Source organism: Pseudomonas sp. R9.37 (assembly GCF_963878885.1).
In the GTDB taxonomy this organism is placed as follows: domain Bacteria; phylum Pseudomonadota; class Gammaproteobacteria; order Pseudomonadales; family Pseudomonadaceae; genus Aquipseudomonas.
In genome coordinates, this window is record NZ_CAWNZA010000011.1 from 386,013 (window position 1) to 399,842 (window position 13,830).

General features: G+C 60.9%; 12 protein-coding genes. 5 read left to right on the forward strand and 7 right to left on the reverse strand.

Annotated features, from left to right (window positions below):
* Positions 1-51 precede the first annotated feature (51 nt).
* Positions 52-747 carry a FadR/GntR family transcriptional regulator gene (locus AACU78_RS08455; RefSeq protein ID WP_106575790.1) on the reverse strand — a complete coding sequence of 232 codons (696 nt, stop codon included), beginning with the start codon at positions 745-747 and terminating at the stop codon, positions 52-54.
* A gap of 255 nt (positions 748-1,002) precedes the next feature.
* On the opposite strand from AACU78_RS08455, the gene AACU78_RS08460 reads away from it, so the two are divergent.
* Genes AACU78_RS08460 through AACU78_RS08475 form a run of 4 tightly spaced genes read left to right on the forward strand, consistent with a single transcriptional unit; the run spans position 1,003 to position 3,845 of the window.
* Entirely contained in the window at positions 1,003-1,788 is a 786-nt protein-coding gene (locus tag AACU78_RS08460; protein ID WP_106575791.1) for a transporter substrate-binding domain-containing protein, read from the forward strand.
* 17 nt (positions 1,789-1,805) lie between these two features.
* A complete protein-coding gene (locus AACU78_RS08465; protein ID WP_064454658.1) occupies positions 1,806-2,474 on the forward strand; it encodes an amino acid ABC transporter permease in 669 nt (222 codons plus the stop codon).
* Entirely contained in the window at positions 2,471-3,121 is a 651-nt protein-coding gene (locus AACU78_RS08470; RefSeq protein ID WP_106575792.1) for an amino acid ABC transporter permease, read from the forward strand. The genes AACU78_RS08465 and AACU78_RS08470 overlap by 4 nt, the downstream gene beginning before the upstream one ends.
* Positions 3,108-3,845 (forward strand): amino acid ABC transporter ATP-binding protein, encoded by a 738-nt coding sequence (locus tag AACU78_RS08475; RefSeq protein ID WP_106575793.1) that lies wholly within the window; start codon positions 3,108-3,110, stop codon positions 3,843-3,845. The genes AACU78_RS08470 and AACU78_RS08475 overlap by 14 nt, the downstream gene beginning before the upstream one ends.
* Here the strand turns inward: AACU78_RS08475 and AACU78_RS08480 are convergent.
* The 4 genes from AACU78_RS08480 to AACU78_RS08495 form a co-directional block, all read right to left on the reverse strand.
* Positions 3,817-4,215, reverse strand: a complete 399-nt coding sequence (locus tag AACU78_RS08480; RefSeq protein WP_339382646.1) for a hypothetical protein — start codon at positions 4,213-4,215, stop codon at positions 3,817-3,819. The genes AACU78_RS08475 and AACU78_RS08480 overlap by 29 nt on opposite strands.
* Positions 4,216-4,357: 142 nt before the next feature.
* Positions 4,358-6,796, reverse strand: coding sequence for a fimbria/pilus outer membrane usher protein (locus AACU78_RS08485; protein ID WP_256586887.1), 2,439 nt, complete (start codon positions 6,794-6,796; stop codon positions 4,358-4,360).
* A 70-nt stretch (positions 6,797-6,866) separates the two neighbouring features.
* On the reverse strand, positions 6,867-7,556 hold the full coding sequence (locus AACU78_RS08490; RefSeq protein ID WP_106575796.1) for a fimbria/pilus chaperone family protein: 690 nt from the start codon (positions 7,554-7,556) through the stop codon (positions 6,867-6,869).
* Positions 7,557-7,688: 132 nt separating this feature from the next.
* On the reverse strand, positions 7,689-8,336 hold the full coding sequence (locus AACU78_RS08495) for a DUF1120 domain-containing protein (RefSeq protein WP_106575797.1): 648 nt from the start codon (positions 8,334-8,336) through the stop codon (positions 7,689-7,691).
* A gap of 483 nt (positions 8,337-8,819) precedes the next feature.
* Between AACU78_RS08495 and ppx the strand changes: the two genes are divergently transcribed.
* Positions 8,820-10,322 (forward strand): exopolyphosphatase, encoded by a 1,503-nt coding sequence (ppx, locus tag AACU78_RS08500; RefSeq protein WP_106576072.1) that lies wholly within the window; start codon positions 8,820-8,822, stop codon positions 10,320-10,322.
* A gap of 138 nt (positions 10,323-10,460) precedes the next feature.
* Here ppx and ppk1 read toward each other — a convergent pair whose 3' ends face one another.
* Positions 10,461-12,683, reverse strand: coding sequence for a polyphosphate kinase 1 (gene ppk1, locus AACU78_RS08505; protein WP_106575798.1), 2,223 nt, complete (start codon positions 12,681-12,683; stop codon positions 10,461-10,463).
* An 18-nt stretch (positions 12,684-12,701) separates the two neighbouring features.
* Complete coding sequence (hemB, locus tag AACU78_RS08510; protein ID WP_106575799.1) at positions 12,702-13,715, reverse strand: porphobilinogen synthase; 1,014 nt, start codon at positions 13,713-13,715, stop codon at positions 12,702-12,704.
* Positions 13,716-13,830 lie beyond the last annotated feature (115 nt).

The window sequence follows — 13,830 nt, forward strand, 5'->3', positions numbered from 1 at the left end:
CCTCTGATTGACTCTTGCTATGGTGACGCATGAGTTTGGGTATAGCTCAACTTACGGTGTCACGGGAGTCACGAAGGCAATGCCAGTGCGCAATGCCGCATTGCGTACGTGTTCCTGCATGGTTCTCTGGGCTTGCGCACTGGCGCGCCGCGCCAGTGCGCGCAGGATCTTGCGGTGCTCCTGCCAAGTTTCCATGGCCCGTTCCGGCCGGATGAACGGTAGTTTCTGGCTCTCCAGAAACACCTCGGCGCTGGCACTCAGGATGCTCACCATCGCCTGATTACCACTGGCCAGCAGAATCCGCTGGTGAAATTCGAAGTCGAGCCGGGCGGCGGCTTCAAAATCGCCGGCCTTGAGCACCTTGCGCATCGCCTCGACATTGTCTTCCAGGCCGTCCAACTCATCGATGCTCAACGTTACGGCCGCCAGCCCGGCGGCAAAACCCTCCAGCGCATAGCGCAACTGGAAGATATCCAGCGGTGTGGCCTGAGCGGCAAAGGGCCAGGCAAAACCCGGCGCCTCCTGCACCTCTTGCACGAACACACCCTTGCCCGGCTGCACGCTGACCACGCCCAGCGCACTCAAGGACGACAACGCCTCGCGCAGCGATGCCCGACTCACGCCCAACTGCACCGCCAGGTCGCGCTGTGAGGGCAACGCATCGCCCGCTGCAAAGCCCTGCTCCTTGATCAGTTTGCGGATGGCCTGCAGGGCCGCTTCCGGTACGGCTTGGGCGATGGAATTCATATAAAACTCATAGTTCCAGACAACTGAGCGGCTAGTTGTAAAGCTATTCGCAGCCGGCGGCAAGCCACGCCCCAAAGGGGCTCGCGGGCTTTTATCGGCGCTCGAAAAAGGTGCGAAAAGCTCACGCACTGTTCAGACCAGTAAGACCACCGCACCTCAACAAATCCCGGCCTTGCAGGCGATACCAGCAGTGATGGCATGGGCTGTGCACTGAGCAAAATCAGAAAATCCCTTCGCCCTTTTCGGAGAGTCGCCATGACCAAGCGCTACAGCGCCCTGCTCACTGCCCTGTTTGCCAGCCTGATGCTGAGCCAGGCACCCGCCCAGGCCAATGGTCTGGACGACATCGTCGCCCGTGGCACCCTCAAGGTCGCCGTGCCTCAAGACTTCCCGCCATTCGGCTCGGTCGGTCCGGACATGAAGCCCCGCGGCCTGGACATCGACACCGCCAAGCTGCTGGCTGACCAGCTCAAGGTCAAGCTGGAGCTGACGCCGGTCAACAGCACCAACCGCATTCCATTCCTCACCACCGGCAAGGTCGACCTGGTGATTTCCAGCCTGGGCAAAAACGCCGAGCGGGAAAAAGTCATCGATTTCTCCAAGGCCTATGCGCCCTTCTACCTGGCAGTGTTTGGTCCGCCTGATGCGCCGATCAGCACCACTGACGACCTCAAGGGCAAGACCATCAGCGTGACCCGCGGCGCCATCGAAGACATCGAGTTGACCGCCGTAGCGCCCAAGGAAGCCACGATCAAGCGCTTCGAAGATAACAACTCGACCATCGCCGCCTACCTGGCCGGCCAGGTCGACCTGATCGCCAGTGGCAACGTGGTGATGGTGGCCATCAGCGAGCGCAACCCGAAACGCGTGCCGGCGCTGAAAGTGAAACTCAAGGACTCGCCGGTCTACGTGGGCGTGAACAAGAACGAGCCGGCGCTGCTGGAGAAGGTCAACCAGATCCTGGTAGCGGCCAAAGCCGACGGCAGCCTGGAGAAAAATGCGATGCAGTGGCTTAAAGAGCCGCTGCCCGCCGACCTTTAAAGCGACGGAGCTGATTCATGGCGTATCAATTTGACTTTATGCCTGTGCTCGCCAACACCGACCTGCTGTTGCGCGGTGCGCTGTTCACGCTTGAGCTGACGGCCATCGGCGCGATCCTCGGGGTGGCCCTGGGCACCGTCGGCGCCGTGGTGCGGGCGTGGAAGATCCAGCCGTTTGCGTGGTTCTTCGGTGTGTATGTCGAGTTGATCCGCAACACGCCGTTTCTGGTGCAGCTGTTCTTCATCTTCTTTGGCCTGCCCTCGCTGGGGCTGAAAATAACCGAATGGCAAGCCGCCGTGCTGGCGATGGTGATCAACCTGGGGGCCTACTCGACCGAGATCATTCGCGCCGGCATCCAGGCCATCCCTCGCGGCCAGCTGGAAGCCGCCGCCGCACTGGCAATGACGCGTTTCGAAGCGTTCCGCCACGTGGTGCTGCTGCCGGCGCTGGGCAAGGTGTGGCCGGCCCTGAGCAGCCAGATCATCATCGTGATGCTCGGCTCGGCCGTGTGTTCGCAGATCGCCACCGAAGAGCTGAGCTTTGCCGCCAACTTTATTCAGTCGCGCAACTTCCGCGCCTTTGAAACCTACGCACTGACCACGCTGGTGTACCTGTGCATGGCGTTGATGATTCGCCAGTTGCTCAACTGGATTGGCCGGCGGTTTGTGATGAGGAACAGCCGATGAGTGATTTTTCGTTCTGGGACATCGTGCGCAACCTGGCTGTTGGCCTGCAATGGACTCTGTTGCTGTCGCTGGTGGCGTTTGTCGGCGGCGGCCTGATCGGTTTGCTGGTGATGACCATGCGCATCAGCCGCAAAGCCTTCGCGCGCAATGTTGCGCGCACCTACATCGAACTGTTCCAGGGCACGCCGCTGTTGATGCAGCTGTTCCTGGTGTTTTTCGGCATTGCCCTGCTGGGTGTGGATATTTCGCCCTGGCTGGCAGCGGCAATCGCCTTGACCCTGTTTACCAGCGCCTACCTGGCCGAGATCTGGCGCGGCTGCGTCGAATCCATCGCCCATGGGCAATGGGAAGCGTCGGCCAGCCTGGCGCTCAACCCGCTTGAACAACTGCGCTACGTGATCCTGCCCCAAGCGCTGCGGATTGCCGTGGCACCCACCGTGGGGTTCTCGGTGCAGGTGGTCAAAGGCACCGCCGTGACGTCGATCATCGGCTTTACCGAACTGACCAAGACCGGCGGCATGCTCGCCAACGCCACCTTCGAACCCTTTATGGTCTACGGACTGGTGGCCCTCGGTTACTTCCTGCTCTGCTACCCCTTGTCCCTCAGTGCCCGCTACCTGGAAAGGAGACTGCATGCCTCTGCTTAGAATTTCCGCCCTGCATAAGTATTACGGCGATCACCACGTACTCAAAGGCATCGACCTGACCGTGGAAGAGGGCCAGGTGGTGGCGATCATCGGCCGTAGCGGCTCGGGCAAGTCCACCTTGCTGCGTACCCTCAATGGCCTGGAATCGATCAACGACGGTGTGATCGAAGTCGATGGCGAATACCTCGATGCCGCGCGCGCCGACCTGCGCAGCCTGCGGCAGAAAGTCGGCATGGTGTTCCAGCAGTTCAACCTGTTCCCGCACCTGACGGTGGGCGAAAACGTCATGCTCGCGCCGCAAGTGGTGCAGAAAGTGCCCAAGGCCAAAGCCGCACAGCTTGCCAGGCAGATGCTGGAGCGCGTCGGGCTGGGCGAGAAGTTCGACGCCTTCCCGGATCGCCTGTCCGGTGGCCAGCAACAGCGCGTCGCCATTGCGCGTGCACTGGCCATGTCACCCAAGGTGCTGCTGTGCGACGAAATCACCTCGGCCCTGGACCCTGAACTGGTCAATGAAGTGCTCAGCGTGGTGCGTCAACTGGCCAACGACGGCATGACCCTGATCATGGTGACCCACGAAATGCGCTTCGCCCGGGAAGTCGGCGACAAACTGGTGTTCATGCACCAAGGCAAAGTGCATGAGGTGGGCGACCCCAAGACATTGTTCGCCAACCCAAAAACGCCGGAATTCGCCAACTTCATTGGCTCAGTGGAACAACCGGGCTGACCAATTCGAAACTGCCCTGCCCTTCAAGGTGCGTCTCGCTACGCACCTGGAAGGCGTCGGCAGCCAGGTCGGTGTCGATATCGACCTGAGCCGTGAATTGACGCCCCGCCCTCGGCCCCCCGGCCACTCGCGCTATCAACGTCTGGCCGGGCAACAAGTGCCCGCTGACCGTCTCGCCGGCTGAGTGCGCGGGCGCCCAGCCGACGGCTTGCCCATCTAAACGCGCGTGTTTGAGGTTCAGGCGCAAACGCCCCTGGCGCCCGAAACGAAAGCTCTCGCCATCGGCCGCCACGCCGACAAAACGCAACGCAATTGCCGCGGGCTCAGCACACAGCACATTCACGCTCAACGAGCGAGTGCCGAGCGCCATGGACGTGCTTTCAACAAGCGCCTCTCTGCGAATAGCGCCGTAGTCTATGCGCGGCTGACTCACCGATAACCGGCAATTTTCAGCCCGGGCATCAGGCGTCGCGAGCAGTGCGCAGAGCATTACCAAAGGCACGCTTTTAAGCTTAACGGCCATGGCACACCGCCGAGGTGGTTTCATAGAACTTGTCATTGTCGGGTCGGCTCTTGAGGTCAATGCGTAGCAGGCAGGTAGAAGCGTCCGGCAATGAAACACGCAGGCTTTGCGCCTCATTGACGTCATTGAGGAACACCATGCCCTCGCCCACCACGCTGGTCACGAAGCGATCGCCCGTGCCGAACACCGAGGCACCTTGAGGCAATGGCCGGCCATGCTGATCCTTTGCGGTGAGCAAAATACGGCGCACTTTCACCACATCGAAATCCACGGCATTGAAGGATCCACGGCCCGCCGTGAGCACCTGTGTGCCGTTTTTCAGGTCGACGCGCCTGGGCAAGGACGGGGTCTGCACCTCGACCCGGCTGTTGGTATAAGCCGGCAGGCCTGCGATCACGGCTTGCCCGCTGAAATCGGTCCACACCGGGCCTTGGGGGGTCTGGACTTTTGCCGCGCCGATATCCCCGACAGAGACGATGCCAAAGGTGTCCTGCACGGGGTAAGGCGAAAAGGTCAGCCCGCCTGCGTGAGCCACCACGCCGCCTTGCAGCTGCCCGGTGTAACTGGTGCCCTGCGGGTCGCGGCTGACACCCAGGCCGACCCGGGTATAACGAGGCAGCAGGTCCACCTGCCCGCGCACCGATGCCTGCCGGGCCTTGAGGTCGCGCTCGACGCCCACTTCGTAATTCACATACTCGTTGACCCGTTCGCTGAGCGACGTGCCGGCGGTGAACTGATCACCGCGACGACTGGTGTAACTGTGCACACGACGCTCCCCACCCAATGGCACGCTGACCTGCAACCGCACGGACAAATCGTTGTCCAGCGCCCGTTCGCGCCGGTTGCCGGCACGCGTGACGTCACGATCAGACCGAGTGCCGCCCACTTGCGAGTCGGCAATGAACGCGACATCGGCGCGGCTGAATGACTTGTTCCACGAGGTGAACACATGCTCGCTCGTTCGCCCGTCAAATTGGGCGCTGCGGGTATAACCCAGCGAGAACACCCCCAGCGTGGGGTCGGCCCAGCTCATGCCTGCCGTGTACTGGTTCTTGAAGCGCGAACCCAATTCGTCGGGCCGGGAGACGCGGCCGGCTTCAGTGACCTCACGATAACCCTGGGTCTGGGTGGTCGCACTGAGGTTGACGTCAACATTGGGCAGCACCGGGCTGCTCACGGAGACGCTGCTGCGCGACCCGGACACTGCGTTTTTGCTGTCTCGCGACAAGTTGTGACGCGCCCCCACGGAAACCCGCTGCACAAACACGCTGTTCAGGGTGCCGCCCGCCGACCCATAGTCATCGGCGCTCAACAAGCCAAAGCCCGCCGACGAGTCGCGCCCCAGCCCCCATGTGCCGCTGGCCATGGCGACCCGCGGTGATGGCCCCTCTTCGAGGGTGTTTTTGCGCAACTTGCCAACCGAGAAATAATAACCAGGCGCCGCCGGACCAGCCCCCGCGAACGAAGCCGCCGGCACCACGAAGCTGCGCCTGACACCGCGCACATCGATCACGCTGACGTCCAGGTCACTGGTGTCATTGAGCAGCGGCAACCCCGCAAGCCTGAACGGGCCTTCAGGCACCAACGTGCTGTAGATCAACGCACCGGACTGGCGCACTTCAACCCGCGACTGGCTCTGGGCGAGCCCTTCAACCACCGCATGGTTGCCGCCCGCAGCGGCACGCGATTGGCCATCGGGGTAAAACTGCAGCCCCGACAACTGGACCCCGCCAAACAACGGGTTATGGCTGGAGATCTGGCCGACCTGGAACGTCGACTGCAACGCAGCAATATCCCGCTGGGCAAACGCGTAAAGGTGTTCGGTGCGGGTCTTGCCGTTGTCGGACACATAGAACTGGCGGCTGCGGACCACCCAATCGTCAAGGTTGAAGCCTGCCTCGGTGTAGGCCGAGATGAACCGGCTGGGCCCACTGCGCGAATGACTGTCCAGACCCAGCACGTCATAGTTGAACAGCGCGGCTGCGCCGCCCGTGGAAAAGGGCCCGGCCTCCCACTGCGGCGCACGCAATGACTGGGTCGGCACAACCAGCGTCACTTCCTCGGTACCGGGGCGCAACCTCAGCATTGTGGTCGGGAACGCAGCGAGAAAGTCATGACAGGCCGCGTCCGGTGTAGCGCCTTCGTGGAGGATGTCGCGCGGCTTTACCAGCCCGGCTTTTTCCAGCAGCCCAGGCGTAAAACACAATCGACCCTCGTGATCGAAACGTGCATCTACCAGCCCAAGCGGGTTTCCATTGACCCGCAGGCCCACCACGTGGACGCCTTCACGAAAGCGCGCTGCACTGCGAAAGTAGTCGGAGACCTTGGGGTCAATACCGTGGGTCGTCAGTGCCGCGAGGTCAAAGCCCTCTCCCAGCTCCAGCGCAGAAACAACGCCGGGCAAGCTCCAGAGGGCTGCAAAACCCATGATCAAGGTGGGCCTGCCGGGCCCAAAAAATGCCGCAATGCGGTGACTCGAAGGGTTAATCATCGGCCGATCAACCCTCATCGGTAAGGATCGGGGCGCGGTAGTTTTCTACCGAAAACCCATAGACCGTGGCGGGCTGGATCTCGACCTCGGCCACACCGTCCAGTGGGCCATCGACCTCTGCGGTCAATGCTTCACCCGGCAAAAGGTAAGCGCGCGGCAACGTGGCCGAGGCGCCTTGTGGAAGCAGGCGCACCTCCGGCGCCAGGCGCACCACATAGGCACTGTCGTTATGGACCGTGAGGCCCTGCCCGGTCCGCTTCCACTTCAACAACTCCCAGGGGGTTGTGTGCCGAGGCAAACCTTTGGGGTGCAGGATCAGCGGCAAATTCTGCCGAAGGGTGATACCGATGGTCGCACCGCCCGCCGTGCGCGCCTGGGGGATGCCCTCGAACGACACACGCTTGAGGCGTTGGGTCTTGAGCGGCTCACCCTGGGTGCTGATAAAACGCACCAACTGCGTGTCGCCCGCCTCCACTCGTGTGATGGGCGGTGTAACGATCAACAGCAGTTGCGGGTCCTCGGGCACGTTCTCCACCACCGAGTGAAGCAACGCCGGCCCGGCATCGGTGTTCTTGATGTTTATTGTGGCCTCGCCCTCTTCCTCATAAAGCACCACGACCGTTGTTTCCGGCAGCATGCCGTCCGCCAGGGCAACATCGGTAAAAAAACCACAGGCACCTGCACTCCAAAACAACATAAAACTTATTATTGAAAACCCACGCACTCGACGTTCCCCGCAACCGACAAAGTTGACCCTGGGCAGTTAAACGCCCACAAAAAAACAGCCAACCAGAAAGTGTCAGTTTCTTGATTGGCTGTTTTGCGCTGTTTAGATGTAACTCAATACCAGTGTGGCGCGCCCATCAAGGGAGACATCGCGACTCAAGTCCAGATCCTGCGCCCGGTTGATGACCGCCTTCACCGCAAGAGTGCCGGTCAACTGGTTGATAGAGGCCGGCGTAAAGGTGGTGCTATTGCGCCACGAATACTGGGCAGGTGATTGAGCAACTTTGCCATCGCTGGTGAGCCAAACGCCGGTGCCATTACGCAGGATGGGGTACAGCGCCACGCCGGCAGAACGTAGGTCCCTGAGCGTGACCGAATAGCCACCGGTTCGCCGAGTCCCTACAGAACCCAGACCAAAATTCTGCGCCTCGGTAAAGCCTGGACCCAGGACACCCGGCACTTTGCTGCCCGCCTGCAGGTCGGTGAAGGAGATTCCGAACCTCGCCGGCGTCGTGCCGCAATTGACCACCAGGGAAGTGGTCTTCTCTTCGCGGGTGTTGAACGCGGTCTGGGATAATTCGCCGGAGCGAATCGTGCCGTAGTCGATGATGCCGCTGCCGGCGAGGCTGAGGTTACAGGCAGCGGGAGTAATCGTGCCCCTGACGACCAATTGGGCACTGGTGGTCGCCTGAGCGTTGAGGGTTGCAGCCAGGCAGGCGATACCGAGAGTCAAACCAACAATTGTTTTCATTTTTGTCCTGTCACTACGAAGTTAACAGGCATTGTTTATTCGCGTCCTGGCGAATCCATCGCCCAACCACTTATCTTCCCGGACATACATAACGATAAATAAATAACACCCAGGCAACATTGCCGAGTGACAGTCTGCTGCTTTGGTACCTCATTAAAAAATCGGACAACACATCAGTTATTGTCGGAGTGATGAAAATAAATAGTGGCTCTCAGTTAATAACAAGGTAGTCCATAACAAAACAAACTAAGAGAACAGCGACTCAATCATTGTAGGCAAATTCAGAATCCGCCTTGAAAACCACAAACGTCAAAATGCCTACATCATTGAATGGCTTATTCGTCGCATGCTTACGAAGCCGGCCTACATTTCCCACATGAATTCCCCACAGACAGCATCACGCAAATTACTGAAGCACAACGCGTTGGCGCCAGCGTTCGATCGTGGCACGATGGTCAGGTTATCGACCGAGACCCCCAAACCATGCCGCAATCCCAAGCCAAGAATCTGTCCTTGATCGCCGCTATCGACCTGGGCTCCAACAGCTTTCACATGGTCGTGGCCAAGGCCCAGAACGGCGAAATCCGCATCCTTGAGCGGCTCGGCGAAAAAGTGCAACTGGCTGCCGGGATCGACGACGAGCGCCAGCTCAATGAAGAATCCATGCAGCGCGGGCTCGATTGCCTCAAGCGCTTTGCCCAACTGATCAACGGCATGCCCCTGGGCGCTGTGCGAATCGTTGGCACCAACGCCTTGCGTGAAGCCCGCAACCGCGGCGAGTTCATCCGCCGCGCCGAAGCAATCCTCGGGCATCCGGTAGAGGTCATTTCGGGCCGCGAAGAAGCGCGCCTGATCTACCTCGGCGTCTCCCACACCCTGGCCGACACCCCGGGCAAACGCCTGGTGGCGGACATCGGCGGCGGCAGTACCGAATTCATCATCGGCCAGCGTTTCGAACCGCTGCTGCGCGAAAGCCTGCAGATGGGTTGCGTCAGTTATACCCAGCGTTATTTCAAGGACGGCAAGATCACCCCGGCGCGCTATGCCCAGGCCTACACCGCGGCGCGTCTGGAAATCATGAGCATCGAACACGCCCTGCATCGCTTGACCTGGGATGAAGCCATCGGCTCGTCCGGCACCATCCGCGCGATCGGCCTGGCCCTCAAAGCCGGCGGCCATGGCACCGGTGAGGTCAACGCCGAAGGCCTGGCCTGGCTCAAGCGCAAACTGTTCAAGCTGGGCGACGCAGAGAAAATCGACTTTGACGGCATCAAGCCTGATCGGCGCACCATTTTCCCGGCCGGCCTGGCGATTCTCGAGGCGATTTTCGACGCCCTCGAACTGCAACGCATGGACCACTGCGACGGCGCGCTGCGCGAAGGCGTGCTCTATGACCTGCTGGGCCGCCATCACCATGAAGACGTGCGCGAGCGCACCCTCAGCTCGTTGATGGAGCGTTATCACGTCGACCTGGAACAAGCCGCGCGCGTGGAGCGCAAGGCCCTGCATGCCTTCGACCAGGTGGCCGAGGACTGGGACCTGGCAGACGGCGTGTGGCGCGAGCTGCTCGGCTGGGCTGCCAAGGTGCATGAAGTGGGCCTGGACATCGCCCACTACCATTACCACAAGCATGGCGCCTACCTGATCGAGCACTCGGACCTCGCCGGTTTCTCGCGCGAAGACCAACAGATGCTCGCCCTGCTGGTGCGTGGCCATCGCCGCAACATTCCCAAGGACAAGTTTGCCGACTTCGGCAGCGAAGGCAGCAAGCTGATTCGCCTGTGCGTGCTGCTGCGCTTTGCGATCCTGTTCCACCACATTCGCGGCACCCAGGAAATGCCCCAGGTTACCCTGCGCGCCCACGGCGACAGCCTGGATGTGGTGTTCCCCAAAGGCTGGCTGGATGAAAACCAGCTGACCCAGGCGGATTTTGCCCAGGAAGCGGAATGGCTGACGCGGGTGGGGTTCAGCCTGAACCTGCGCTGAGCCGATCTAAAGAACACTGCACAAACACATGTGGGAGGGGGCTTGCCCCCGATGGCGGTGGACCAGTCAATGAATCTGTTGACTGACACTCCTTCATCGGGGGCAAGCCCCCTCCCACATTTTCAGAGCGCGTTGGCTTTAGTTCACCGCAAGAATCGGGCTACCCAGCTTTTCCAGCAACGTCGCCTGCGCACTGCGTGGGTTCTGGTTGCCGGTCGGCGTGTTGCGCACGTAGCGGCCGTCCGACTGCAGGCTCCAGCTGTGGGTGTTGTCAGTGAGGTAGCTTTCCAGCTCTTTCTTGACGCGCATGATCAGCTTCTTGCCTTCCACCGGGAAGCAGGTCTCTACACGCTTATCGAGGTTTCGCTCCATCCAGTCGGCACTGGAGAGGAACATCTGCTCTTCGCCGCCGTTGAGGAAGTAGAACACCCGCGTGTGCTCCAGGAAGCGCCCGATGATCGATCGCACGTGGATGTTATGCGAAACCCCGGCGATGCCCGGACGCAGGCAGCACATGCCACGCACCACCAAGTCGATGCGCACACCGGACTGGCTGGCCTTGTACAGCGCGCGGATGATCTTCGGATCGGTCAGCGAGTTGAACTTGGCGATGATGTGCGCCGGTTTGCCGTCGAGGGCGAACTGGGTCTCGCGGGCAATCATGTCGAGCATGCCCTTTTTGAGCGTGAACGGCGCGTGCAGCAGCTTCTTCATGCGCAAGGTCTTGCCCATGCCGATCAACTGGCTGAACAACTTGCCGACGTCTTCACACAACGCGTCGTCTGAGGTCAGCAGGCTGTAGTCGGTGTAGAGCTTGGCGTTGCCGGCGTGGTAGTTGCCAGTGCCCAAGTGCGCGTAACGCACAATCTCGCCGGCTTCGCGGCGCAGGATCAGCATCATCTTGGCGTGGGTCTTGAAACCGACCACGCCGTAGATCACCACGGCACCGGCCGCTTGCAGGCGGCTGGCCAGTTGCAGGTTGGACTCTTCGTCAAAGCGCGCACGCAACTCGATCACCGCGGTGACTTCCTTGCCGTTTCGCGCGGCGTCTACCAGTGCGTCGACGATTTCCGAGTTGGCGCCGGAACGGTACAGCGTCTGGCGCACAGCCAGAACATGCGGGTCCTTGGCGGCCTGGCGCAGCAGGTCGACCACCGGGGTGAACGACTCGAACGGGTGCAGCAGCAAAATGTCCTGCTTGCTCACCACGCTGAAGATGTTCTCGCTGTTTTGCAGCAATTTCGGGATCTGCGGCGTGAACGGCGTGTATTGCAGCTCCGGGTGGCTGTCCAGACCGGTGATGCTGAACAGGCGCGTCAGGTTGACCGGGCCATTGACCTGGTACAACTCGGACTCGGCCAGGTTGAACTGCTTGAGCAGGTAGTCCGACAGGTGTTTAGGGCAGGTGTCTGCCACTTCCAGACGCACCGCGTCGCCGTAGCGGCGCGAGAACAGCTCACCGCGCAGGGCGCGGGCCAAGTCTTCGACGTCTTCGGAATCCAGCGCCAGGTCGGCGTTACGGGTCAGGCGGAACTGGTAGCAGCCCTTTACCTTCATGCCCTGGAACAGGTCATCGGCGTGCGCGTGGATCATCGACGAAAGGAATACATAGTTGTCGCCAGCGCCCCCCACCTCTTCCGGTACCTTGATGATTCGTGGCAACAGACGCGGCGCCGGGATGATCGCCAGGCCCGAATCGCGGCCGAAGGCGTCGATGCCTTCCAGTTCAACGATGAAGTTCAGGCTCTTGTTCACCAGCAGCGGGAACGGGTGCGTCGGGTCCAGACCAATCGGGGTGATGATCGGCGAAATTTCGTCTCGGAAATAACGGCGCACCCAGGTCTTGATTTTGGTGGTCCAGTGCCGGCGACGAATGAAGCGGACCTGATGTTTTTCCAGCTCCGGCAACAGGATGTCGTTGAGGATCGCGTATTGGCGGTCCACGTGGCCGTGCACCAGCTCGCTGATGCGCGCCAGGGCCTGGTGCGGCTGCAGGCCGTCGGCGCCCGCTTGTTCGCGGGCGAAGGTGATTTGCTTCTTGAGGCCGGCGACGCGGATCTCGAAGAACTCGTCCAGGTTGCTGGAGAAAATCAGCAGGAATTTCAGCCGCTCCAGCAGCGGATAGGACTCATCCAGCGCCTGCTCGAGCACGCGGATGTTGAATTGCAGTTGTGACAACTCGCGGTGGATGTACAGGCTGCTGTCATCCAGGTTGGTCACCGCCACCACCGGCGCCGGCGCGGGGGCCTCGGCCACCACGGCAGGCGGTGCGGGCTCCAGCTCCGGCGGCGTTTCGGTGACTTGTTCCACCACCGGGTGAGCGTCTTTTACGGCAACTTCTGAGAGTCCTTCGGTATTCATTGAGTGTTCCTGTGAGGGCTATTGTTGCTCTCTAAGCAATTGGGCGGCGCGGGCGGCGAAGTAGGTCAGAATGCCATCAGCGCCGGCACGTTTAAAGGCAGTCAGGGATTCGAGGATCACCGCTTCACTCAACCAACCATTCTGGATCGCGGCCATGTGCATCGCGTATTCACCGCTGACCTGATAGACAAAGGTCGGCACCTTGAATTCCTCTTTGACCCGATAAAGGATGTCCAGGTACGGCATCCCTGGCTTGACCATCACCATGTCGGCGCCTTCAGCCAGATCCGCCGCGACTTCGTGCAGGGCTTCCTGGCTGTTGGCCGGGTCCATCTGGTACGAAGCCTTGTTGGCCTTGCCCAGGTTCAGTGCCGAGCCCACCGCATCGCGGAAAGGCCCGTAATAGGCGCTGGCGTACTTGGCCGAGTAGGCCATGATCCGCACATTGACGTGACCGGCCAGCTCCAGGGCTTCGCGAATCGCCTGGATGCGACCGTCCATCATGTCCGACGGTGCGACGACCTGGGCGCCAGCGGCTGCGTGGGACAACGCCTGTTTGACCAGCGCATCGACGGTAATGTCGTTTTGAACATAGCCGTCTTCGTCAAGAATGCCATCCTGGCCGTGGGTGGTGAACGGGTCCAGCGCCACGTCGGTGATCACCCCCAGCTGCGGGAAACGCTCGCGCAGCGCGCGCGTGGCACGCTGGGCAATGCCTTGCGGGTTCCAGGCTTGCGCAGCATCAAGAGACTTGAGTTCAGACGGCGTCACTGGAAACAGCGCCAGCGCCGGAATTCCGAGTTCCACCCAGTTCGCCGCCTCGATCAGCAGCTGATCAATGGTCAAGCGCTCCACACCCGGCATCGATGCCACGGCTTCCCGGCGGTTTTCACCGTCCAGCACAAACACCGGCAAGATCAGATCGTTCGTCGTCAGCACGTTTTCACGCACCAGGCGGCGAGAAAAATCATCACAGCGATTGCGGCGCAGGCGGGTAGCAGGGAACAGGCGATTGGCAGGGGTAAAGCTCACGACAGACTCCTGAGCCCGTGTTTACGGGCGAGCGTTGCAGTTATAAGCGGCCATTATGACGAAGGAATGACAGTTGTGCTTATCGATGCGACCTGCAGTCGCATTCGTCGCATAT

Coding starts and splice junctions, on each gene's coding strand:
- AACU78_RS08455 (WP_106575790.1), bottom strand. CDS start 747: ATGAATTCCATCGCCCAAGCCGTACCGGAAGCGGCCCTGCAGGCCATC.
- AACU78_RS08460 (WP_106575791.1), top strand. CDS start 1,003: ATGACCAAGCGCTACAGCGCCCTGCTCACTGCCCTGTTTGCCAGCCTG.
- AACU78_RS08465 (WP_064454658.1), top strand. CDS start 1,806: ATGGCGTATCAATTTGACTTTATGCCTGTGCTCGCCAACACCGACCTG.
- AACU78_RS08470 (WP_106575792.1), top strand. CDS start 2,471: ATGAGTGATTTTTCGTTCTGGGACATCGTGCGCAACCTGGCTGTTGGC.
- AACU78_RS08475 (WP_106575793.1), top strand. CDS start 3,108: ATGCCTCTGCTTAGAATTTCCGCCCTGCATAAGTATTACGGCGATCAC.
- AACU78_RS08480 (WP_339382646.1), bottom strand. CDS start 4,215: ATGGCGCTCGGCACTCGCTCGTTGAGCGTGAATGTGCTGTGTGCTGAG.
- AACU78_RS08485 (WP_256586887.1), bottom strand. CDS start 6,796: ATGGGTTTTGCAGCCCTCTGGAGCTTGCCCGGCGTTGTTTCTGCGCTG.
- AACU78_RS08490 (WP_106575796.1), bottom strand. CDS start 7,556: ATGTTGTTTTGGAGTGCAGGTGCCTGTGGTTTTTTTACCGATGTTGCC.
- AACU78_RS08495 (WP_106575797.1), bottom strand. CDS start 8,336: ATGAAAACAATTGTTGGTTTGACTCTCGGTATCGCCTGCCTGGCTGCA.
- ppx (WP_106576072.1), top strand. CDS start 8,820: ATGCCGCAATCCCAAGCCAAGAATCTGTCCTTGATCGCCGCTATCGAC.
- ppk1 (WP_106575798.1), bottom strand. CDS start 12,683: ATGAATACCGAAGGACTCTCAGAAGTTGCCGTAAAAGACGCTCACCCG.